Genomic DNA, 25,021 nt, shown 5'->3' on the forward strand with positions numbered 1-25,021 from the left:
GAAGGTGACATGCTGCGTTCCGAGCTGATCCGCCCGCTGCCCGAGTTGCTCGCGGGCCACGCCGCCCGGCGGGGCGGCCGGACGGCGTTCCGTGACGCCCGCCGCGCGGTGACGTACGCCGCACTCGACACCCGCACCCGCCACGTCGGCGGGCACCTGGCCGCGGCGGGCATCGGGCCGGGTGACCGGGTGGTGCTGCTGCTCGGCGACCGCGTCGAGACCGTCGAGGCGTACCTGGCGGTGCACCGCGCGGGCGGCGTCGTGGTGCCGGTGGCGGCGCGGTCGGCCGTCGCGGAGGTCGCGCACATCCTGCGGGACAGCGGCGCCCGCGCGGCCATCGCCGACACGGGCCGCCTGGAGACGCTCCGGTCGGCCGCCGCCGACGCGGGCACGCCGTTGTTCACCGTCGAGGTCACCGATCCGGACGCGACGCCCACGGCCGACGCCGTGTTCGAGGAACTGGCGCGGACCGAGCCGCCCGCCCCCGCCCCCGACCCGCTCGGCCTCGACGACGTCGCCTGGCAGCTCTACACGTCCGGGACGACGGCCGCGCCCAAGGGCGTCCTGTCCACGACGCGGAACTGCCTGTGGTCGGTCGCCGCCTCCTATTCGCCCGTGCTGGGCCTGTCGGAGGACGACACGGTGCTGTGGCCGCTGCCGCTGCACCACAGCCTCGCGCACGTGCTGTGCGTGCTCGGCGTGACCGCGGTGGGCGCGACCGCGCATCTCATCAGCGGGTTCTCCGCCGAACAGATCGCGGCGGAGCTGCGCGCCCGCCGCTACACGCTGCTCGTCGGCGTGCCCGCGCTGTACCACTACCTTCTGGAGCAGGGCGAGGCGTTCCCCGGCCTGCGGGCCGGACTGTGCACGGGCGCGGTCGCGGGCGCGTCGCTCGCGGCGGACGCCGCCCGCGTGCTCGGCCTCACCCTCGTCGACAGCTACGGCAGCACCGAGACGTGCGGCGCGATCACGATGTCGCCGCCCGGTACGCCGACGCCCGCCGGGTCGTGCGGCCGGGTGGTGCCGGGCCTCGCGGTCCGGCTCACCGACCCCGACACCGGCGAGGACGTGCCCACCGGCGCGGAGGGCGAGGTGCGCGTCAAGGGCCCGAACGTCATGCTGGGCTACCACGGCCTGCCGGAGGAGACCGCGCGGGCGCTCGCCGACGGCTGGTACCGGACCGGCGACCTGGCCCGGTTCGACGCCGAGGGCAACCTCACCATCACCGGCCGGGTCAAGGAGCTGATCATCCGGGCGGGCGAGAACATCCATCCGGCGGAGATCGAGAACATCGTCCGGCAGGTACCCGGCGTCCGGGACGCGGCCGCCGCCGGCGAGCCCGACCGGGTCCTCGGCGAGGTCCCCGTCGTGTACGTCACCGCCCGGCAGGACGGCGCCGAGATCGACGCGTACGCCCTGCTCGACGCCTGCCGGGAGAAGCTCGCCGGGTTCAAGGTGCCCGAGCGCGTCCACCTCGTGGCGCGGATCCCGCGGACCGCGTCGGGGAAGGTCATGCGGCACGCGCTGCGCGACCTTCCGGCCCGGCTCCTCGCGTCGGCGTCGCCCCCCGGGCTGACCCGCCCGGTCTGGCACGACCTCGACGCGCCCGCCGACGCGCCCACCCACGCGCCCACCCACGCGCCCACCCACGCGCCCACCGACGCGCCCAGTCCGGCACTGGCCGTTCTCGGCGACGACGACCTCGGGCTCGGCGTCCCGTGCGCCGACCACCCCGGCGGCCTGCCGGGCACGCCCGGCCTGGTGCTGGCGCCGCGCCTCACCGACGCCATCGAGAACGGCGACTTCGGCGGCGCGGTCGCCACGGCCGCCGCGTGGGCGGAAGGGCTCGTCGCGTCCTGGCGGGACGGCTCCCACCCGGGGCGCCTGGTGTTCGTCACCCGCAAGGCCGTGTTCGCCGGCCCCGGCGAGGACGTCTCGGGCCTGGTTCCCGCGCTGGTGTGGGGGGTCGTCCGGGCCGCGGCCGAGGCCGAGCCGGACAGGTTCGGCCTGCTCGACGTGGACGACGCGCCCGTCACCCCGGAGATCCTTGCGGCCTTCGCCGCGTCGAAGGCGCCCGCCGCGGCGGTCCGGGACGGGCGGCTGCGCGTCCCCGGCTCCGGGCCCGCCACACCCGGGCGGCCCGCCGTCGACGGTCTCGCCGACGGCTCGGTGATCGTCGTGGGCCCGGCGGACGGGCGGGGCGGCGTGCTCGCCCGGCATCTCGCCGAGGCGTACGGGGTCGGGCACGTGGTCGTCGCCGACCCGTCCGCCGAGCCCGCCGTGGACGGCCCGGTCACGGTCGCACCCGTCGCGGTCACCGACCCGCCCGCGTTCGGCGGGCTCCTCGCCGGGCTGCCCGCGCCGCTCACCGGCGTGTTCCACGTGGCGGACCTGCCGGACGGCCGGGTCGAGGGCCCGCTCATGCTGCACGTCCTCACCCGGGAGCTTCCGGTGAAGGCGTTCGTCCTGTTCGCCGGGGAGGTTCCGGACGCGCCCGCCGGGGTGCGCGCCGGTGCCGAGTTCCTGTCGGTGCTCGCCCAGCATCGGCAGGCGCAGGGCCTGCCCGGGCAGGCGATCATCTGGTCGGCGCACGGGGTGCCCGAGGGCCGCGCTCTGCTGGACGCGTTCGACGCGGCGCTCGCCGTACCGGGGCCGCTCGTCAACGTGCCCGCGCCCGGCGCGGTCCCGGCGCCCGCCCGCGACACGGCCCTGCGCGAACGGCTCGCGTCCGCGCCCGAGGCCGAACGGCTGCGGCTGCTCGCCGAGCTCGTCCGTACGGCTCTCGCGGACCTGCTCGGCCGGGACGACCTCGACGTACGGCGTCCGTTCCGGGCGCTCGGCCTCGATTCACGAAGCGCGGTCGCCCTGCACCGCGCCCTGTGCGACGCGACCGGGGTGACCGGTCTGCCGGTCACCGCCGCGTTCGACCACCCGACGCCCGCCGCGCTCGCCGCCGAACTCCACCGCCGGCTGTCCGCCGATGCGCCCGCCGCGCCGGACGCCGCCGTCGCCCGGCCCGCGGACGAGCCGATCGCGATCGTCGCGATGGCGTGCCGGTACCCGGGCGGGGTGGCGAGCCCAGACGACCTGTGGCGGATCGTCGCCGAGGGCCGCGACGTCGTCGGCGGCTTCCCCGTGGACCGCGGCTGGGACCTCCAGCGGCTTTACGACCCCGACCCCGACACGCCCGGCACCAGCTATGTCCGGACGGGCGGTTTCCTCGCGGACGCGGGCGGGTTCGACGCCGCGTTCTTCGGGATCTCGCCGCGGGAGGCCCTCGCCATGGACCCGCAGCAGCGGCTGCTGCTGGAGACCTCGTGGGAGGCGTTCGAACGCGCCGGTCTCACCCCGGCCGCGCTGCGCGGCAGTCGTACCGGGGTGTTCGCCGGGGTGATGTTCCACGACTACGCGTCGGGCGCGCACGGCGCGAGGCTTCCCGACGGCATCGAGAGCTACCTCGGGACCGGCGGCGCGGGGAGCGTCGCGTCCGGGCGGATCTCGTACACGTTCGGGCTGGAAGGCCCGGCCGTGACCGTGGACACCGCCTGCTCGTCGTCGCTGGTCGCGCTGCACCTGGCCGCGCAGGCGCTGCGCAACGGCGAATGCGACCTCGCGCTCGCGGGGGGCGTCGCGGTGATGGCGACGCCGAGCGTGTTCGTGGAGTTCTCGCGGCAGCGTGCGCTCGCTCCCGACGGCCGGTGTAAGCCGTTCGCCGACGCCGCCGACGGCACCGGATGGGGCGAGGGGGCCGGGGTGCTGCTGCTGGAGCGCCTGTCCGACGCGCGGCGGAACGGCCGTCGCATCCTGGCGGTGATCCGCGGCAGCGCGGTCAACCAGGACGGCGCGTCCAACGGGCTCACCGCCCCCAACGGCCCCTCGCAGGAACGCGTGATCCGAGCGGCCCTGGCCAACGCCGGTCTCAAGCCGGCCGACGTGGACGCGGTCGAAGCCCACGGCACCGGCACCCGCCTCGGCGACCCCATCGAGGCACACGCCCTGCTTGCCACCTACGGCCAGAACCGGCCCACACCCCTGTGGCTCGGCTCGATCAAATCCAACATCGGCCACACCCAGGCCGCCGCAGGCGCCGCCGGAATCATCAAGATGATCCTCGCCCTGCGGCACCAGACGCTCCCGGCGACCCTGCACATCGACGCCCCCACCAGCCACGTCGACTGGACATCCGGAAACGTCGAACTCCTCACCCAACCAAGGCCGTGGCCGCGCGGGGACCGCCCCCGCCGCGCCGGGATTTCCTCCTTCGGGGTGTCCGGTACGAACGCGCACGTCATCATCGAGGAGCCGCCGCAGGCCCCCGTGGAGACGGCGGCGCCTGCCGGGCAGGACGTGCTGCCGCTGCCGCTGACCGCGCACAACGAGGCCGCCCTGCGTGCCCAGGCGGACCTCGTGCTGCCGCTGCCGCTGACCGCGCACAACGAGGCCGCCCTGCGTGCCCAGGCGGACCGCCTGCACGCCCACCTCACCGCGCCCGACGCGCCCAGCCTGCCTGAGGTGTCGGCCGCCCTCGTACGCCGGGCCCAATTCGACCGGCGGGCCGTCCTGTTCGCCGCGGACCTCGCCGAGGCCGCCGCGGGCCTGGCCGCGTTCGCGGCCGGGGAGCAGTCCGACGCGGTGACGGGCACCGCCCTGCCCGCGCCCGCCGCCGTCTGGGTGTTCCCTGGTCAGGGGTCGCAGTGGCCCGGGATGGGCCTGCGGCTCGCGGAGGAGTCCCCGGTGTTCGCCGCGCGGCTGCGCGAATGCGCCGACGCGCTGCGCCCGCATGTGGACTGGGACCTGCACGAGGCCCTGGGCGACCCGGCCGCGCTGGACCGCGTCGATGTCGTGCAGCCCGCGCTGTGGGCCGTCATGGTCTGCCTGGCCGCCCTATGGGAATCCTCCGGCGTCACCCCCGCCGCCGTCATCGGCCACAGCCAAGGCGAGATCGCCGCCGCCACCGTCGCCGGAGCCCTCACCCTCGCCGACGGCGCCGCCATCGCCGCCCGGCGCTCCCGGCTCATCCGCCACCACCTGGCCGGAAAAGGCGCCATGGCCTCCATCGCCCTGCCGTACCAACAGGCCGCCGAACTCATCACCCCCCACCGCGACCTGCACATCGCCGCCCGCAACAGCCCGCACCAAACCGTCGTCTCCGGCGACCCCGCCTCCCTCGACCGGCTCCTGCAGGTCTGCGCCGAACACGGCATCCGCGCCCGCCGCATCCCGGTCGACTACGCCTCCCACAGCCCCCACGTGGACGCCATCGCCACCGAACTGCTCACCGCCCTGGACGGCATCCGCCCGCGACCGGCCCGCATCCCCCTCTTCTCCACGCTGACCGGCGACTGGGAGGACGGCCCCGGCCTGGATGCGGCGTACTGGCTGCGTAACCTGCGCCACCCGGTGCTGCTGGCGCCCGCGGTGCAGACGCTCACCGCCGACGGGTTCGGCGTGTTCACCGAGATCAGCCCACACCCCACACTCACCCCCGCGCTGGCCGACGCCCTTCCGGACGCGGTCGTGTTCCCGACCCTGCACCGCGACCGCCCCGGCCTCGCCGGGTTCCGCGAGGCGCTCGCGCGCGCGTTCGTCACGGGTCTGCCGGTCGCGTGGGGCGTGCCCGCGCGTCCCGCCGAAGGACTGCCCACCTACGCGTTCCAGCGGGAACGGTACTGGCTGGTGCCCGAACCCGCGTCCGGCGACGTCGCCACGGCCGGCCTCAGCCCGGTCGATCATCCGTTCCTCACGGCGTCCGTGCCCGTCGCAGGGTCGGGAGAGCTGCTGCTGACCGGCCGGTTCGACCCGGCCGCACACGCCTGGCTCGGCGACCACACCGTCCTGGACGCGGTCGTCCTGCCCGGCAGCGCGTTCGTCGAGCTGGCGTTGCGCGCCGCCGCCGAGGCGGGGCTCCCCCACCTGGAGGACCTGACGTTCCAGACGCCGCTGGTGCTGCCCGCCGACCGGCCCGTCCTTCTCCAGGTGCGCTTGGAGGAGCCCGACCCTGCGGGTCGCCGTACCGTCGCCGTGTACGCGTCCCCGGACGGGGACACCTGGACGGTCCATGCCCGGGGCACCGCCGCGCCCGCTCCGGTCGGCGCGCCGACGCTCGACGGGCCGTGGCCGCCGGACGCCGAGCCCGCCGACGTCGATGACCTCTACGCCACGCTCAGTGTGCAGGGCCTGGCGTACGGGCCCGCCTTCCAGGGGGTCACGGCGGCGTGGCGGCGGGACGGCGAGGTGTTCGCCGAGGTACGGCTCGCCGACGACGAGGCCGCCGACGCCGCCGCGTACGGCCTGCATCCGGCGCTCGTCGACGCGGCGCTGCACGGCATGGCCCTGCTGCCGGGTGCCGACGCGCACGCCCGCCGCATGGCGTTCGCCTGGTCGGGCGTGACCCGATACGCGACCGGCGCGGCCGTGCTGCGCGTCCGCGTCCGCGCGTCCGGGCCCGACACGATCGCGCTGGACGCGTTCGCCGAATCCGGGGAGCCCGTCCTGTCGGCCGCGGCGGTCACCGTCCGGCCCGCTCCGGCGTCGCTGTCGGCCGCGCAACCGGTCGCCGACGCGTTCTTCGTCGTCCGCTGGAAGGCCGCCGCCGCGCCGCCGGCCAAGATCCCGGCGGGGACCGTTTTGGAGGTGCCCGAGCCGTCCGGCGACCTCCTCCACGACGTCCGTGCCGCGCTCGCCTGGACGCTCGACGCCCTGCGTGCGCACCCCGAGGGCCCGCTGACGATCATCACGCGGGGGGCCGTCGCGACCGCGCCCGGCACCGCCCCCGCGACGCTCGCGCACGCGCCCGTGTGGGGGCTGGTCCGGGCGGCCCAGGCGGAGCAGCCCGGCAGGATCACCCTGCTCGACCTCGAACCCGGCGCCGAGCCGGTGTCCATCGCCGGCGAGCCGCAGGCGGCCGTCCGGGAGGGACGGGTGCTCGTGCCACGGCTCGCCCGCCTCCCGCTGCCGTCGGCCGAGGTCCCCGCGTTCGGTCCGGGCACCGTGGTCGTCACCGGCGGCACGGGCGGGCTGGGCGCGTTGACCGCCCGGCACCTGGTGGCCGCGCACGGTGTAAGGGACGTGCTGCTGCTCAGCCGCCGCGGCCCCGACGCGCCGGGTGCCCGCGAACTCGCCGCCGATCTGGCCGCGCTCGGCGCCGAGGTCGCGGTCGTCGCGTGCGATGTCGGCGACCGGGACGCGCTCGCCGCCGCCCTCGACGGCCGCACGATCGCCGCCGTCTTCCACACGGCCGGGATCGTCGCCGACGCGACGATCGAGAACCTCACCGACACGGCCTGCGACACGGTCCTGCGCGTCAAGGCCGACGCCGCCTGGCACCTGCACGAACTCGTCGGGGACGCCCCGCTGTTTCTGTTCTCGTCGGCGGCCGGGACTCTCGGGGCGGCCGGTCAGGGCAACTACGCCGCCGCCAACGTCTTCCTCGACGCGCTCGCCGCGCACCGGCACGCGCTCGGCCTGCCGGGTGCCGCGCTCGCGTGGGGCCTGTGGGCGGAGGAACGCGGCATGGGCGGCCGGCTCACCGCCACCGACCGGGGCCGCATGGCCGCCGTCGGCACCCTCCCGCTCGACGCCGAGACCGGCCTCGCCCTTCTCGACGCGACCCGGGCCGCCGCGGAGCCGTACACGGTCCCGGTACGGCTGTCGCTCGCGACGCTGCGGGCCGCGCAGGATCCGCCGGTCCTCACCCGTGACCTGACCCGTGGCCTGACCCGTGATCCGGTCGCCGGGCGGCCCGCCCGCAGGTCCGCGCCCCGGGTCGGCGGCGGTCTCGCCGGGCTGTCCGGGCGGGAACTCGCCTCGGCCGTGCACGCCGAGGTGCGGGCCGCCGCCGCGGCCGTGCTCGGGCACGCGTCCGCCGACGCCATCGCCACCGATCGCACGTTCAAGGACCTCGGGTTCGACTCGCTCACCGCCGTGGAACTGCGCAACCGGCTCGCCACCGCGACGGGCCTGCGGCTCCCACCGACGGTCGTGTTCAACCACCCGACCGTGGACGCGCTCGCCGCCCACCTCCTCGCCGAACTGGTCGGCGACACGCCCCGGCAGGAGGCCCGCCAGGCGGCGCGGGCGACGGACGACCCGGTGGTGATCATCGGGATCGCCTGCCGGTTCCCCGGCGACATCGATACGCCGGACGCGTTGTGGCGGCTCCTCGCCGACGGCGGCGACGCGGTCGGGCCGCTGCCCGGCGACCGCGGCTGGGACCTCGACGCCCTCTACGACCCCGACCCGGACGCGCCCGGCACCAGCTACGTGCGCGGGGGCGGTTTCCTCGCGGACGCGGGCGGGTTCGACGCCGCGTTCTTCGGGATCTCGCCGCGGGAGGCCCTCGCCATGGACCCGCAGCAGCGGCTGCTGCTGGAGACCTCGTGGGAGGCCATCGAGTACGCGGGGATCGACCCGCACACGCTCAAGGGCACCGAGGTCGGCGTGTTCACCGGCACCCACGGGCAGGACTACGGCACGCTTCTGGTGCCCGCACCCGAACACCTTGAGGGCTTCGCCGTGACGGGCAGCGCCGCGAGCGTCGCCACCGGCCGGATCTCGTACACGTTCGGGCTGGAAGGCCCGGCCGTGACCGTGGACACCGCCTGCTCGTCGTCGCTGGTCGCGCTGCACCTGGCCGCGCAGGCACTGCGCAACGGCGAATGCGACCTCGCGCTCGCGGGCGCGGCGTCGATCATGGCGACGCCGGCCGGGCTCACCGGGTTCTCCCGGCAGCGCGGTCTCGCCCCCGACGGTCGCTGCAAGCCGTTCGCGGAGGCGGCGGACGGGTTCGGCATGGCCGAGGGGGCCGGGATGCTGCTGCTGGAGCGCCTGTCCGACGCGCGGCGCAACGGCCGTCGCATCCTGGCGGTGATCCGCGGCAGCGCGGTCAACCAGGACGGCGCGTCCAACGGGCTCACCGCCCCCAACGGCCCCTCCCAGGAACGTGTGATCCGGGCGGCCCTGGCCAACGCCGGCCTCAAGCCGGCCGACGTAGACGCGGTCGAAGCCCACGGCACCGGCACCCGCCTGGGAGATCCGATCGAGGCACACGCCCTGCTTGCCACCTACGGCCAGGACCGGCCCACACCCCTGTGGATCGGCTCGATCAAATCCAACATCGGCCACACCCAGGCCGCCGCCGGGGCCGCCGGAATCATCAAGATGATCCTCGCCCTGCGGCACGAGACGCTCCCGGCGACCCTGCACGTCGACGTCCCCACCAGCCACGTCGACTGGGCATCCGGAAACGTCGAACTCCTCACCGAACCCAGGCCGTGGCCGCGCGGGGACCGGCCCCGCCGCGCCGGGGTCTCCTCTTTCGGGGTGTCCGGTACGAACGCGCACGTCATCATCGAGGAAATCATCGAGGAACCAACCGCTGCCGAGACGGCAGCGCCCGTCGAGGAACCGGCCCCGGCGAGCGGTTCGTTGCCGCTGGTGCTGTCCGCTCGGGACGAGGTGACGTTGCGGGCCGCCGCCAACCGGCTCCGGACGTATCTCACCGAACGGCCCGATGTCTCCCTCCCGGCCGTGGCCGCCGCGCTGCACGGCCGCAGCCGGTTCGCCCGGAACGCGGTCGTCGTGGCGCACGGCCGGGAGCAGGCGATGGCGGCGCTCGGCGCGCTCGCCGCCGGCGCCGACCACCCGGACGCCGTCACCGGCGAGGCCAGACCGGGCAAGACGGTGTGGGTGTTCCCCGGCCAGGGCTCGCAATGGGCCGGCATGGGCCTGCGGCTCGCGAAGGAGTCGCCGGTGTTCGCCGGACGGCTGCGCGAATGCGCCGAGGCGTTGCGTGCGCATGTGGACTGGGACCTGCACGAGGCCCTGGGCGACCCGGCCGCGCTGGAGCGCGTCGATGTGGTGCAGCCCGCGCTGTGGGCGATCATGGTCTCCCTGGCCGAGCTGTGGAGCTCCTACGGCCACCGGCCCGACGCGGTCATCGGCCACAGCCAAGGCGAGATCGCCGCCGCCACCGTCGCCGGAGCCCTCACCCTCGCCGACGGCGCCGCCATCGCCGCCCTGCGCTCCCGGCTCATCCGCCACCATTTGGCCGGCAAAGGCGCCATGGCCTCCATCGCCCTGCCGTACCAACAGGCCGCCGAACTCATCACCTCCCACCATGACCTGCACATCGCCGCCCGCAACAGCCCGCACCAAACCGTCGTCTCCGGCGACCCCGCCTCCCTCGACCGGCTCCTGCAGGTCTGCGCCGAACACGGCATCCGCGCCCGGCTCATCCGCCACCACCTGGCCGGCAAAGGCGCCATGGCCTCCATCGCCCTGCCGTACCAACAGGCCGCCGAACTCATCACCCCCCACCGCGATCTGCACATCGCCGCCCGCAACAGCCCGCACCAAACCGTCGTCTCCGGCGACCCCGCCTCCCTCGACCGGCTCCTGCAGGTCTGCGCCGAACGCGGCATCCGCGCCCGCCGCATCCCGGTCGACTACGCCTCCCACAGCCCCCACGTGGACGCCATCGCCACCGAACTGCTCACCGCCCTGGACGGCATCCGCCCGCGACCGGCCCGCATCCCCCTGTTCTCCACGCTGACCGGTACCTGGGCCGAAGGCGAGACCCTCGACGCCCGCTACTGGCTCGACAACCTCCGCAACCCGGTACTGCTGGCGCCGGCCCTCCCCGTTCTCCACGACGAGGGGCACACTGTCTTCACCGAGATCAGTCCGCACCCGACGCTCACGGCGGCCCTCGGTGACACCCTCCCCGAGGCGGTCGTCCTCTCGACCCTCCATCGCGACCACGGCGGATGGGATGGCTTCACCCAGGCGCTCGTCGCCGCGTACGTCACCGGCCTGCCCGTACGGTGGCCGTTGTCCGGCGTGGCGCCTGCGCCGGACGTGCCCACCTATCCCTTCCGCCGGGAACGCTACTGGGTCGAACCCGTCCGCGCCGCCGACGCGTCCAGCCTGGGCCTCGACCCGTCCGGCCACCCCGTGCTCGGCGCCGTCACCGCCCTGCCCGGCCTGGACGCGTTCGTCGCGGGCGGTTCCCCCGCCGATCCGGCCGAACTCTCGGCCGCGAGCGGCGCCGTACTGCCGCTTCTCGCGCTCTGGACCGGCGCTCGCGTCGACCTGCCTCACCTGGCGTCCTTCACCGCCGAGACCGCCCTGCCCGCGGCCCCCCACCACCTGCAGGTCCTGGTGGGCGCCCCGGACGACCGGGGGCACCGGCCGGTCTCCGTCCACACTCGTCGGTCCGGCGACTCGGCCGCCCCGTGGACCCGGCATGCGACCGGTCTGCTGGCCCCCGTCCCCGCCGCCCGGCCGGACGAACCCCCCGCCGTGGGCGAGGTGACGGTGCCCGACGACCTGGCCGCCGACCGCCATCCGCTGCATCCGGCCCTGCTCGCCGCCGCGCTGGAGGCCGCCGGTATCGGTGCCGCCGTCCGGTGGACCGGCGTCACGCTCCACGCGACCGGCGCCGCGGGCGTCCGGGTCCACACGACCGCCCGTCCCGACGGCACCCGGCCCCTCCTGCTCGCCGACGCCGCGGGCGACCCCGTCCTGACGGCCGCGTCGGTCACCCCGGGAGTGCTCGCGGAGCCGCCCGGCACCCCCGCGCCGCCCCTGCTCACCGTCCGGTGGAGGCCCGTCCCCACGCCGACCCCGACCGGCGGCGGGGCCGTCGAACTCGCGCTGCCGGATCGGCCCGGGCTCGGGCTGCCCGTCGCCGGCGCGGACGCCGCTCCGGTCGCCGTCGCGGACTTCCGGCGTACGGGTGCCGGCGAGGTGCCCGCGCACGTGCGCCGGGTGGTCGCCGAGGTGCTGGACGTGCTGCGGGAGCGGCTCGACGCCGAAGGCACGCTCGTGCTGGTGACACGTGACGGGTCGGACCCGGCGGCAGCGGCCGTGTGGGGGGTGGTGCGGTCCGCGCAGGCCGAGCATCCCGGCCGGTTCGTGCTCGCCGCCGTGGACGACGACCCCGCCTCGCTCGCGGTCCTGCCCGCGCTCGGCGCGCAACCGCAGGTGGCGGTACGCGGCGGGGAGGTGTTCGTGCCGCGGCTGGCCGCCGAGGCACCCGTACCGGACGCGTCCGCCGGGTTCGACCCGCACGGCACGGTCCTGGTGACGGGCGGCACGAGCGGCCTGGGTGCGCTCGCGGCCCGGCGGCTCGCCGAGCGGCACGGCGTCCGGCACCTGCTGCTGCTGTCGCGCCGCGGCCCGGACGCGCCCGGCGCGGCGGCGCTGATCGAGGACCTCGCCGAGCTGGGGGCGACCGCCACGGCCGTCGCGTGCGACGTGGGCGACCGCGAGGCGCTCGCCGCCGCGCTCGCCGGGATTCCCGCGGCGCGCCCGCTGACGGGGGTCGTGCACGCAGCGGGCGTCACCGCCGACGCGACCATCGGCACGGTCACGGACGCCGACGTGGACGCGGCGCTGCGCGCGAAGGCCGACGCCGCCTGGCATCTGCACGAGCTCACCCGCGACCTGCCCGTTGCCCGGTTCGTCCTGTTCTCGTCGGCGGCGGCGACGCTCGGTTCGCCCGGCCAGGCCGCGTACGCCGCCGCGAACGCCGTCCTCGACGCGCTCGCCCAGCACCGCGCCGCCGCGGGCCTGCCGGCCGTGTCCGTCGCGTGGGGGCTGTGGGCCGAACGCACCGGCCTCACCGCCGGGCTCGGTGCCGCCGACCTCGCCCGCATCGCCGCCCGTGGCACCGCCCCCCTCAGTACGGCGGACGGGCTGGCCCTCTTCGACGCCGCCCTCACCGCCCCCGCCCCCGTGCCCGCCCCCGACCCCGTGCCCGCCCCCGACCCCGTGCCCGCTCCCGACCCCGTGTCCGTCACCGCCCCCGTGTTCGTCGCCGTCCGCCTGTCCGGGAGGCCGGCCGACGTACCCGAGCTGTTGCGCGAGCTGGTGCCCGCCGCGCCCCGCCGGGCCGCCACCGGGGACTTCGCCGGCAAGGGCCGGTTCGCCGGGCTGTCCCCCGACGAGCTCGGCCGGGAGCTGCTCGCGCTCGTCCGGGCCGAGGCCGCGGCCGTGCTCGGGCACCCGTCCGCCGACGGCATCGCCACCGACCGGGCGTTCCGCGAGCTCGGCATGGACTCGCTGACCGCCGTCGATCTGCGTAACCGCCTGCGGGCGAGTACCGGCGTCCGGCTCCCGTCCACGGCAGCGTTCGATCACCCGACGCCGCAGGCCCTCGCCGACCACCTCGCCGCCGCCCTCACCGGCGCCCCCAGGCCCGCCGAGCCCGCCCCCGCGCGGCGGGCCGTCACCGGGGATCCCGTCGTCATCACCGGTATGAGCTGCCGGTTCCCCGGCGGGATCGACTCGCCGGAGGCGCTGTGGGAGGCCGTGTCCGCGGGTGCCGACCTGATCGGGGAGTTCCCCCGGGACCGCGGCTGGGACCTCGACGCCCTCTACGACCCCGACCCGGACACGCCCGGCACGTCGTACACCCGGCACGGCGGGTTCCTCCGGGACGCCGCCGGGTTCGACGCCTCGTTCTTCGGCGTGAATCCGCGTGAGGCGACCGTCATGGACCCGCAGCAGCGCCTGCTGCTGGAGACCGCGTGGGAGGCGCTGGAGCGCGCCGGCATCGACCCGACGACGCTCAAGGGCAGCCCCACCGGGATCTTCACCGGCATCAGCGGCCAGGACTACGCGGCGCTCGCCGACCGGGTACCGCGCGGCGACGAGGGGTACCTCGCGACGAGCACCGGCGCGAGCGTCATCTCCGGGCGGACCGCGTACACGCTCGGCCTGGAGGGTCCGGCCGTGACCGTGGACACCGCCTGCTCGTCGTCGCTGGTCGCGCTGCACCTGGCCGTGCAGGCACTGCGCAACGGCGAATGCGACCTCGCGCTCGCCGGGGGCGTCACCGTCCTCGCCACCCCGGCGGTGTTCACGGCGTTCTCCCGGCAACGCGGCCTCGCCCGCGACGGCCGCTGCAAGGCGTTCGGCGATGACGCCGACGGCTTCGGCATGGCCGAGGGCGCCGGGGTGCTCGTACTGGAGCGCCTGTCGGACGCACGGCGCAACGGCCGTCCCGTGCTCGCGGTGATCCGCGGCAGCGCGGTCGGGCAGGACGGCGCGTCCAACGGGCTGACCGCGCCGAGCGGCCCCGCCCAGCAGAAGGTCATCGCCCAGGCGCTCGCCGCGGCGGGCCTCGACCCGCGCGACGTCGACGCGGTCGAGGCGCACGGCACCGGCACGCCCCTCGGCGACCCCATCGAGGCGCACGCCCTGCTCGCCGCCTACGGCCAGAACCGGGCCGAACCCCTGTGGCTCGGCTCGGTCAAGTCGAACATCGGTCACACCCTCGCCGCGGCGGGCGCCGCCGGCGTGATCAAAACCGTGCAGGCGCTGCGTCACGGCGTCCTCCCGCGCACCCTGCACGCCGAGAAGCCGTCGACCGCGATCGACTGGGACGCCGGCTCCGTCCGGCTCCTCACCGAGGCCCGCCCCTGGCCCGACCACGGCAGGCCGCGCCGCGCCGGGGTGTCGTCCTTCGGAATCAGCGGCACCAACGCCCATGTCATCCTCGAATCCGCCGAGCCGACCGAACAGGCCGGACAGGCCGAACAGGTTGAACAGGTTGAACACACCGAGCCGCGGGTGCCGCCGGCCGTGCCGGTGCCGTGGCAGCTCTCCGCGCGGACGCCCGCCGCGCTGCGTGACCAGGCCGCGCGGCTGCTCGCCCGGCTCGACGCGGACGCGCCGCCCGTCCAGGACGTGGCGCTGACCCTGGGCGCGCACCGGGCGGCGTTCCCGCACCGGGCGTCCCTCGTCGCGGCCGAGCCGAGCGGGTACCGCGCGGGCCTGGCGGCGCTCGCCGCAGGCGAGTCCGCACCCGGCCTGTTCCGAGCGACGGCCACACCCGGACGGGTCGCCTTCCTGTTCACCGGGCAGGGCAGCCAGCGTCCGGGGATGGGCCGCGACCTGCACGCCGCGTTCCCCGAGTTCGCCGCGGCCCTCGACGCGGCCTGCGCGGCCCTCGACCCGCACACCTCCCGGCCCGTCCGCGACGTCATGTTCGCCGAACCCGGCACGCCGGAGGCCGCCCTGCTCGACCGGACCGAGTTCACCCAGCCCGCCCTGTTCGCGTACGAGACGGCGCTGTTCCGGCTGCTGGAGGCGTGGGGCGTCCGCCCGGACGCGCTGCTCGGCCACTCCGTCGGCGGCATCGCCGCCGCGCACGCCGCCGGGGTGCTGTCGCTCGCCGACGCGGCCCGGCTCGTCGCGGCCCGCGGCCGGCTCATGCAGGACCTGCCGGGCGACGGCGCGATGGTCGCGGTCGGAGCGCCGCAGGACGAGGTGCGCGAGGTCGCGGAGGGGCTGCCGGGCGCGGAGATCGCCGCCGTCAACGGCGCGCACGCGACGGTCCTGTCCGGCGACGCCGCCGCCGTCCTGGAGGCGGCCCGGATCCTCGCCGAGCGCGGCCACCGGACGAAACGGCTCCGGGTCTCGCATGCCTTCCACTCCGCCCACATGGACCCCATGCTCGACGCGTTCGCGCGGGTCGCCGCCGACCTCGACTACCGGGAACCGGAGATACCGCTCATCGCGGACATCACGGGTGCGCCCGCGGGGGCCGAGATCCGCACGCCCGCCTACTGGGTACGGCACGCCCGCGAAGTCGTACGGTTCCACGCCGGGATGCGGGCCCTGCGCGCCGCCGGCGTCACCGTGTGCGTCGAACTCGGGCCCGACGCGGCGCTCACCGCGATGGTGCCCGACTGCCCCGGCGGCGACCCCGAGACCGCCGCGGTCGCCGTGCCGCTCGTCCGGCGCGACACCCCCCGCAACACCCCCCTCGACGCCCACCGCGAGACCCCCCGCGACAATTCCGAGGCCGCGTCCGTGCTCGCCGGGCTCGGCCGCGCCCACGCGCACGGCGTGCCCGTCCCGTGGAAGAAGGTGCTCACCGGAACCGGCGCCAGCTTCACCGACCTGCCCACCTACCCGTTCCAGCGCCGCCGGCACTGGCTCGACGCGCCCCCGCCCGCCGCGCCCGCCACGGCGGCGGGCGGCCCCGCCGTGAACCGGTTCTGGCAGGCCGTCGAATCCGGCGACCTGGCGGCCCTCGCCGACACGCTCGGCGCGGACCCCGACGCGCCGCTCGGCACGGTCGTGCCCGCGCTCGCCGCGCTCCGCGCCGACGACCGGGTCCGCTCCGCCGCCGACGCCCTGCGCTACCGCGTCACCTGGCGGCGGCTGCCCGCGTCCGCGCCGGTCCGGCTCACCGGAACCTGGCTCGTCACCGCCGCGCCGGACGCGGCCGTGCTCGCCGCCGCGCTCACCGCGCATGGCGCCGTCGCCGAGGTCACCGACGTCGGCGGGCTCGCGCGACGGCTCGGCGCGGGCGACGTCGCCGGCGTGCTCGTGCCCTGCCCCGACCTGGCGTCCGCGCAGGAGGCCGTGCAGACCGCGCTCCGGCACGACGGGCCCGCCAAGGTGTGGCTGGTCAGCCGCGGCGCGGTCGCGGCCGGCCCCGCCGACCCCGCCGAGGACCCCGCGCAGGCCGAACTGTGGGGGCTCGGGCTGGTCGCGGCGCTGGAACACCCGCGCCGCTGGGGCGGCACCGTCGATCTTCCGGCGGCCCCCGACGAGACCTGCCTGGCGGGGCTGTGCCGCGTGCTGGCCGCTCCCGAGGAGGATCAGACCGCCGTCCGTTCCGACGGCGTGTACGTCCGCAGGCTCGTCAGAGCGCCGCGGACCGGCCGGGTCCGGCCGGAGTGGCGGCCGGACGGCACGGTGCTCATCACCGGTGGCAGCGGCGCGCTCGCCCGGCACGTCGCCCACAGGCTCGCCGCCGACGGCGCCTCCCACCTGGTGCTCGTCAGCCGCCGCGGCCCCGCCGCCCCCAGCGCCGACGACCTCGCCCGCGAACTGGAGGCCCACGGCACCCGCGTGACGATCGCCGCGTGCGACGTCACCGACCGTGCCGCCCTCGCCGGCCTCGCCGACCGGCTGCGCGCCGCGGGCACGCCCGTCCGGGCCGTCGTACACACGGCGGGCGTCGGCGACCGGGCCGCGCTCCTCGACACGACCGCCGCCGAGACCGCCCGCATCCTGCACGCCAAGACCACCGGGGCCGACCTCCTCGACGACCTGTTCCCCGACCTCGACGCGTTCGTGCTGTTCTCGTCGGTCGCGGCCGTGTGGGGCGGCGCGGGGCAAGCCGCCTACGCCGCCGCCAACGCGCACCTCGACGCGCTCGCCCGCCGCCGCGCCCGCCGTGGCGGTCGCGCCGTGTCCGTCGCCTTCGGCCTGTGGGACGGGCCCGGCATGGGCGCGGGCCCCGAGTCGGCGGAGCTTCGCCGCCGCGGCGTCCGGGCCATGGATCCGGACCTGGCCGTCACCGTCCTCGCCGAGGCCGTCGGAGAGGCCGCCGGAGAAGCCGTCGGAGAAGCCGTCGGTGAGGACATCACCGCCGCGCCGTACGACGGGGGCGGGGCCGGGGCGGAGGCGGCGTGCCTGGTGGTGGCCGACATCGAATGGGAGCGGTTCCTTCCCGGGTTCACCGCGGCCCGGCCCAGCCCGTTCCTCGGCGACCTGCCGGAGGCGGCGGCGATGGCGCCCGAGCCGACCCCGCCGGCCGTACCGGAACTGGCGTCGCGCCTGGCCGGGCTCGACCGGGCGGGGCGGCGAGAGGCGCTCGTCGGGGAGGTCACGGCGGTCGCCGCGGCCGTGCTCGGTCACGCCGACGCGGCCGAGATCGACCCGTCCCGGAACCTCCTCGAACTCGGCTTCGACTCGCTGACCGCCGTCGAACTCCGCGACCGCCTCACCGCCGCGACCGGCCTGTCCCTGCCCAGCACACTGATCTTCGACCACCCGTCGGTGACGGCCGTGGCCGCGTTCCTCGCCGACCGCCTCCAGCCGCCCTCCGACGGGAAGCTCGACCTCGACCGCCTGGAGGCGTCGTTCGACGCCCTCGACCCCGGCGCCGCCGCCGAGGCCGCGGACCGGCTCGACCGCATCCTCCGCCGGGTGCGCGCCCGCGCCGCCGCGACCGCCACGAACGGCGCCGACGCCTCCGCCGACCTCGACCTCGCCAACGCCTCCGTCGAAGAAGTCCTCGGCTACATCGACGGACTCGACCTGTGACCGAAGCAGGGCCCGGACCCGTACCAGCGGACCGGACCACCGTTTCCCAAGGAGAGAGCGTGCCACTCCCGTCCCCGTCCGCCCCGGCCTCGCCGCGCCGAACCGGACGCGTCCGCGGGCTGCTGCGGGCCGTGCTCGCCGCCGTCACGGCCGCCACGGTCCTCGCGGTGGCCGCACCACCGGCCCCCGCCGCCACCCCCACCGCCACCGCCGCCGTAACCGCCGACCCCATCAAGCTGACGCTGCCGGAGCCGACGGGTCCGTACCCGATCGGCGTCGTCCAGGCGCACCTCATCGACGAGAACCGGGCGGACCCCTGGAAACCGGACCGTCGGCGCGAGCTGATGGTCAGCATCTGGTACCCGGCCCGGGCGGACCGCGACAAGCCGCTCGCGCCCTGGCTGTCGCCGGGGCTGGCGACGGTGTTCGAGCAGCTCATGGCGATCCCCGAGTACCTGGCCATCCCGGTCGGGTCGGTCGACTGGAAGGGCGTGAAGTCGCACGCCCGGATCGCCGCGGCACCGCTCCCCGGCCGGAGGCCGTGGCCGGTCGTGCTGTTCTCGCCCGGCCAGGGGACCGCCCGCGCGCTCAACACCGTGCAGGTGGAGGACCTCGCGAGCCGCGGCAATGTCGTCGTGACGATCGACCACACCTACGAGGAGGCGGCGGTCGAATTCCCCGACGGCCGGGTCGAGCTCGGCCTGTCGCTCGACCGCGGACCGGAGACGCAGCGTAAATCGAACGACTCGCGGGTCGCGGACATCCGGTTCGTCCTGGACCAGCTCGCCCGGCTCCGCGGCGGCAACCGCGACGTCCTCGGCTCGACCGGTCTCCCGGCGGGCCTGCGCCGGGCGTTCACGCTGAACTCCGTCGGCGTCTTCGGCCACGTGCAGGGCGGCTACGCGGGCCTGGAGGCGATGTACCACGACCGCCGCATCGACGCGGGCGTCAACCTCGACGGGGTCCTGGCGTACGGCGATGGCCGCGGCGCGAACCCGTACCTTCCCGGCATGGCCGCCCAGCATGACCTGGGCCGCCCCACGCTCCTCATGGGCGCCCACATGTACGACGTGACCGGCCCGCTCGTCGCGCACAACCACGTCAACGGCTCGGACCGGTCGTGGACGGACTTCTGGTCCGTGCAGTCGGCGTTCAAACGCGACCTCACGCTGAACGGCTCGGCGCTCGACAGCTACGCCGACTTCATGTTCTTCCTCCCGCAGATCAACGCCCGGATGCCGCTCAACCCGGCGATCGTCCGGCTGTTCATCGGCGACGTCGACCCGGACGCCGCCCTGAACGCCCAGCGCGCCTACCTGGCGTCGTTCTTCGACCGGTTCCTCAAGGGGCGGAACGACGGGCTGCTCGACGGCCCGTCCCCGCGGTACCCGCAGATCACGTTCGTCAACTGACCACGAAGTCGATCAGAAGGAGTTCGCATGAGCACCGAGCTGAGCACCGGCACCGCCGACCTTGAGGTCGCCTGCGCGATCCCCGGCGAAGAGCCGCAGCACAGCGTCAATTACGTGACGGTGTCCGCGCCCGCGCGGGTCGCCGCAGGCGACAAGACCGAGCTGCGGGTCACGCTGCGCAGCAAGGCCGCGACCCCGCGGGACCTCGCCGCCCGGGAGGTCACCGCCGAGCTGTCCCTGCAGGTGGACGGCCCCGACGGCGGCCAGGTCCTCACCGTCACCGGCCTCACCAACCCCGACCCGATCCCGCGCGGTGAGCGGGTCTTCCTCGACGAGGGCGTGGTCACGTTCGTGCCCGCCGCGGCCGGCACGTACGCGTTCACGCCGGGCGACCACACGGTCGTCACGTCCGACCACCCGGTGGTGTGCGCCGTCACCGGCGGGTCCGCCGTGGCCGCGCGAACGGAGGCCCGATGACCTCCACGACCGGTGGCCCACCGTCCGGCCCGGTGAGGGTTCTGCCGGGCGACGTCCGCTACCCCGACCTCGTCCAGGGGTGGAACGCCAGGTTCGTGGGCCGTCCCGACGCGGTGTGCCTGCCCACGTCCACCGCCGAGGTGGTGGACACCGTACAGGAGGCGGTGCGAAGCGGCACGCGGATCGCGGTACGCAGCGGCGGCCACTGCTTCGAGAACTTCGTCGCCGACCCGGCCGTCCAGATGGTCATTGACATGTCCCTCATGGCGGGCATCTCCTGGGATCCGGGCCGCGGCGCCGTCGCGATCGAAGCCGGCACCCTCCTCGGCGCCGTCAACCGGACCCTGTTCAAACGCTGGGGGGTGGCCCTGCCGGGCGGCACCTGCCCGTCGGTGGGGATCGGCGGGCACGTCTGCGGCGGCGGCTGGGGGCCGCTCGCGCGGCTGTACGGCCTGGTCGTCGACCACCTGGAGGCCGTCGAGGTCGTCGTGGCCGACGCCGACGGGACCGCCCGCGCGGTCGTCGCGTCCCGCGACCCCGGCGACCCCGCCCACGACCTGTGGTGGGGGCTCACCGGAGCCGGCGGCGGCAACTTCGGGGTCGTCACCCGCTACTGGTTCCGAACGCCCGGCGCCGACGCGTCCGACCCGTCCACGGCCCTGCCGAGGCCGCCGGCACGCCTCGCCGTACGGCAGCTTCTGTGGCCGTGGGCGATGCTCGACGAGGACAGGTTCGCCCGGCTGCTGCGCAACCACGGCGACTGGCACGAGCGGAACGGCTCCGCCGGTTCTGCGTACTCCGGGCTCTACAGCATCGTCGGGGCGACGCCGCGCGGACAGAACGGCGTCGTCATCATGAGCATCCAGTTCGACGCGACCATCCCCGACAGCGACCGGCTCCTCACCGAGTTCCTGGACGCGCTCAACGACGGCGTGGGCGCCTCGCCGATCGTCCTGGAACGGCAGGAGCTCCCCTGGCTGCACACCACGACGTGGCCCGGCGTGACCGACCGCGCCGACCACACCAAGCACGCCAAGTTCAAGTCCGGCTACCTGCGGCGGCGGCTCACCGACGCGCAGATCGCCACGGCGTACCGCCACCTGACGCTGCCCGACTACGCGAATCCGACGGCCGGCATCATGCTCGCGTCCTACGGGGGCGCGGTGAACACCGTCGCCTCCGACGCGACGGCGACGGCCCAGCGCGACTCGATCATGCGGATCGTCTTCGCGACCGAGTGGGACCGGCCCGAGGAGAACGACAAGCACCTGACCTGGATCCGGAGCTTCTACCGGGAGATGTTCGCCGACACCGGGGGCGTGCCCGCGCCCGGCGACGTCACCGACGGCTGCCACATCAACTACGCCGACGTCGACGTCGCCGACGAGGAGTGGAACCGGTCCGGGGTGCCGTGGCACACGCTGTACTTCAAGGACAACTACCCGCGCCTGCGGCGGGTGAAGGCACGGTGGGACCCGGGCGACCGGTTCCGCCACGCCCTCTCGATCCGTCTCCCGGACGCGCCATGACCGTGCGGAAGGCCGCCACCTGGGGGCTGCTCGCCGCGTGGGCCGTCCACGAGACCGAAGAGGCCGTGGTCATGGCCCGCTGGCTACGGGCGAACCTGCCGAAACTACGGGAACGGTTCCCGAAGGTCCCCGACAGCACGTGGGAGCGGCTCGAACGGGACATGACGCCCGCCCGCGTACGGCTCGCCATCGGCCTCATGGGCGTGCTGATGGCGGCGGCGTCCGCCGACGGGGCCCGCACCGGTGGCCGCTCGTTCCTGTACCGTACGGCGCTCGCCGCCTACGGCTGGCACGGGGTCATCCATCTCGCGCAGACCGCCGCGTACCGCGGCTACACGCCGGGCGCGGCCACCGCGCCCGTCGTGGTCGTGCCCTTCGCGGTGTGGGCGTGGCGACAGCTTCGCAAATCCGGCATCGATGGTGAACTCGGCCGTACCAGCGCCGCCGCCCTCGTCCTGTTCACCGGCGGCCTGGCCGCCTCCCACGCCATCGCCGCCCGCGTCCTCGGGCAGCACGGCGCGGGCGGCCGACCGCCCGGCGAGGACGCGCCCCGGCCGACCTGAACCACTTCGTCCCTCATGTCCACGGCTCATGTCCACGGCTCATGTCCACCCCGCATGTCCACCCCGCATGTCCACCCCGCATGTCCACCCCGCATGTCCACCACTGCGACGACCACCGCCACCTCCACCCCTCATGTCCACCGCGACGACCACCACCACACCGACCGCGCCCGCCCCCGTGGCGGGTCGCCGCCCGACCCCCAAAGGACCGCCGATGACAGCCTCGTCCCTCACCCGTCCCGCCGACGTCTCCGGCGATCTCACCGCCGACACCGCGCTCCTGCGCGAACAGGCCGAACGCGGCGAGGACGTACTCGCCTCCCTGCCGCCCAAACCCGCACGCACCCCCACCCAGCGCGCCGAGGCCGAACGCGTCCACCGGGAGCTGCGATGGCTGCGATCGCGGTTCATGGCGGCGCACGCACCAGCCGTCTACAGCGGCCTCACCGACGGCCGCACCCTGCCGCTGCGGCTCGACGAGCTCGTCACCGCCGCCGCGGAGGCCCATCCGGGGCTCGTTCCGTCGCCCGCCCAGCTCGCCGCGGAGTCCGGGCTCGCGCCGGCCGACCGCGAAGGCCGCGAGATCGACCAAGGCGTGTTCTTCCGCGGGATTCTGCGGGACCCGGTCGCCGGCGGCCACCTCATGGAATCGATGCTGCGGCCCACCCCACGCGCCCTCGACCTCCTCGACGACTTCCGCCGCACCGGCGCCCTCGACCTCGGCTCCGTCCGAATCGTCCGTGACGGCACCACCGCCGCCCTTACGATTCACAACGAGCACTGCCTGAACGCCGAGGACAACAAGCTCACCGAGGACCTCGAGACGGCCGTGGACCTCACCCTGCTGGACGAGTCCGTGCGCGTGGGCACCCTCCGCGGCGCCCCGATGACCCACCCGCGCTACGCGGGCCGCCGCGTGTTCAGCGCCGGCATCAACCTCAAACACCTGCACCGCGGCCAGATCTCCTACACCCGGTTCCTGCTCGGCCGCGAACTCGGCTACATCCACAAGATCTTCCGCGGCCTCCTCCTGCCGGACACCCCCGACGCGTGGCCGCACCGGTTGCTCGCCAAGCCGTTCGCCGCCGCCGTCGACACGTTCGCGATCGGCGGCGGCATGCAACTGCTGTTCGTGTTCGACAAGGTCATCGCCGGATCCGACGCCTACTTCAGCCTGCCCGCCGCGCAGGAGGGCATCGTTCCGGGAGTCGGCAACCTCCGCCTGACCCGGGCCGCGGGCGGCCGCCTGTCCCGCCAGGTCATCCTCGGCGGTCGCCGCCTGTGGGCCACCGAACCCGACGCCGCCGTCATCTGCGACGAGGTCGTCGACCCGGCCGCCGTCGGCGCCGCCCTCGACCGCGCGGCCGACGCCCTCACCGCCGACGCCGTCGCCGCCAACCGCGTCATGCTCAACCTCGCCGAGGAACCCTGGGACGACTTCCGCGCCTACATGGCACAGTTCGCCCTCGTCCAGGCCCTCCGCCTGTACAGCGAAGACGTCCTCAGCAAGGTCGGCCGCTTCACCGCCCGTTCGGAGGCCGCCTCATGACCTCCCCCCGGTACCCCCGGCCGATCCTCGCGGTGCCTGCGAGAAAGACGGTGCCCTAGTGACCGAGCGCGTCCTCTACGAGAGGAAGGACAAGGTCGCCTACGTCACGCTGAACCGTCCGGAGGTCCTCAACGCGCTGGACCTGCGCACCCACGAGGAACTCGCCGAGATCTGGGACGACATCGAGCGGGACGACGACATCTGGGCCGGTGTCATCACCGGCGCCGGCGACCGCGCGTTCAGCGTGGGCCAAGACCTCAAGGAACTCCACGCCCGCACCGAGGCCGGCCTCGTCGACCGGCCCAGCACGTTCGGCAGCCGCGGCGCCCCCGGCTGGCCCCGCCTCACCGAGCGCTTCGACTTCGCCAAACCCCTCATCGCCCGCGTCAACGGCTACGCCCTCGGCGGCGGCTTCGAACTGGCCCTCGCCTGCGACCTCATCATCGCCGTCGACACCGCCGAATTCGGCCTCCCCGAAGCCCGCCTGGGCCTCATCCCCGGCGCAGGCGGCGTCTTCCGCCTGACCCGCCAACTCCCCTACCGCACCGCGCTGGGCCACCTCATCACCGGCCGCCGCCTCACCGCCCCCCAGGCCCTCGCGTACGGCCTCATCAACGCCGCGGTCCCCGCCGCCGACCTGGACGCCACGATCGACTCCTGGCTGTCCGACCTCCTCGCCTGCGCGCCCCTCTCCGTCCGCGCCATCAAACAGGCCGCCGCGACCTCCACCACCCTCCCCCTCCCCCAGGCCTTCGCCACCCGCTACCCCTGGGAGGAGATCCGCATGCACAGCGCCGACGCCCGCGAAGGCCCCCGAGCCTTCAACGAGAAACGCCCACCACGCTGGCAGGCCCGCTGACCTCGCAGGTCACAGGTGAGAGGGCCGTCGCCGAGGGGGTGAAATGGGCCGAGCGGGGTGTCCGCGAAAGGTCACCGCCGCCCTCGCGGTGCCGGCGTGCGCCGCCTGCTGCGTCCTGCCGCCGGGCGGCGCCGATGCAGCGTGGGCCGCGGTCGTCGTGAATCGGGGCCACGAAATACATGAGGTAGCGGCCGTCCGCACGCCGGGAGACGTCGGGTGCCCAGAAGCCGCCCTGGCCGGCCCGCTTCGGCTTGGTGAGCAGGGCGTCGCCGCGGATCGTCCACGGGCCGGTGGCCGAAGGTGCCGAGGCCACCGGGACGGTGCGCCCTGAACTGCTGGTGGAGTAGGCGTAGTAGGTGGAGCCGGCCCTGATCACGTCCGGGTCGGGAAAGTCGGTGGAGATGACGGCCGCCGGGGGCACGAGAAGCACGGCCGTCAGCAGGAGGGGCAGGGGCATGGGTCAATTTCCTCCGGTTCCGGGCGGGGGAAGGTGCGGGAGCCTTGGAAGGTCTCGCCGGTGATGCGGTAGTCGTGCGCGGCTGCGCTGCCGGTGTCGAGGC

Annotated in this window: 8 protein-coding genes; 7 read left to right on the forward strand and 1 reads right to left on the reverse strand. The window is 75.4% G+C overall.

Features of this window, described 5'->3' with window-relative positions; translation table 11 throughout:
• Positions 1 to 9 precede the first annotated feature (9 nt).
• The 7 genes from AB0K60_RS18625 (at position 10) to dpgD (ending at position 24,461) form a co-directional block, all read left to right on the forward strand.
• Positions 10 to 18,072, forward strand: coding sequence for a type I polyketide synthase (locus AB0K60_RS18625; RefSeq protein ID WP_364055910.1), 18,063 nt, complete (start codon positions 10 to 12; stop codon positions 18,070 to 18,072).
• A 59-nt stretch (positions 18,073 to 18,131) separates the two neighbouring features.
• Entirely contained in the window at positions 18,132 to 19,484 is a 1,353-nt protein-coding gene (locus AB0K60_RS18630) for a lipase (RefSeq protein WP_364055913.1), read from the forward strand.
• A gap of 27 nt (positions 19,485 to 19,511) precedes the next feature.
• The gene (locus tag AB0K60_RS18635; protein ID WP_364055916.1) at positions 19,512 to 19,961 is read left to right on the forward strand and encodes a hypothetical protein; all 450 of its coding nucleotides are present in this window, start codon (positions 19,512 to 19,514) and stop codon (positions 19,959 to 19,961) included.
• 32 nt (positions 19,962 to 19,993) lie between these two features.
• On the forward strand, positions 19,994 to 21,490 hold the full coding sequence (locus AB0K60_RS18640) for an FAD-binding oxidoreductase (RefSeq protein WP_364055919.1): 1,497 nt from the start codon (positions 19,994 to 19,996) through the stop codon (positions 21,488 to 21,490).
• Complete coding sequence (locus tag AB0K60_RS18645) at positions 21,487 to 22,053, forward strand: HXXEE domain-containing protein (protein ID WP_364055922.1); 567 nt, start codon at positions 21,487 to 21,489, stop codon at positions 22,051 to 22,053. Before AB0K60_RS18640 ends, AB0K60_RS18645 begins: the two co-directional genes overlap by 4 nt.
• Positions 22,054 to 22,267: 214 nt before the next feature.
• Positions 22,268 to 23,602 (forward strand): (3,5-dihydroxyphenyl)acetyl-CoA 1,2-dioxygenase DpgC, encoded by a 1,335-nt coding sequence (dpgC, locus tag AB0K60_RS18650; protein ID WP_364055925.1) that lies wholly within the window; start codon positions 22,268 to 22,270, stop codon positions 23,600 to 23,602.
• 58 nt (positions 23,603 to 23,660) lie between these two features.
• Positions 23,661 to 24,461, forward strand: a complete 801-nt coding sequence (gene dpgD, locus AB0K60_RS18655; protein WP_364055928.1) for an enoyl-CoA-hydratase DpgD — start codon at positions 23,661 to 23,663, stop codon at positions 24,459 to 24,461.
• On the opposite strand, the gene AB0K60_RS18660 is transcribed toward dpgD, so the two are convergent.
• Positions 24,424 to 24,918, reverse strand: coding sequence for a family 43 glycosylhydrolase (locus AB0K60_RS18660; RefSeq protein WP_364055931.1), 495 nt, complete (start codon positions 24,916 to 24,918; stop codon positions 24,424 to 24,426). The two genes, dpgD and AB0K60_RS18660, sit on opposite strands and share 38 nt — an antisense overlap.
• Positions 24,919 to 25,021: the final 103 nt, after the last annotated feature.

It is taken from the genome of Thermopolyspora sp. NPDC052614, from assembly GCF_040678635.1.
Classification (GTDB): Bacteria; Actinomycetota; Actinomycetes; order Streptosporangiales; family Streptosporangiaceae; genus Thermopolyspora.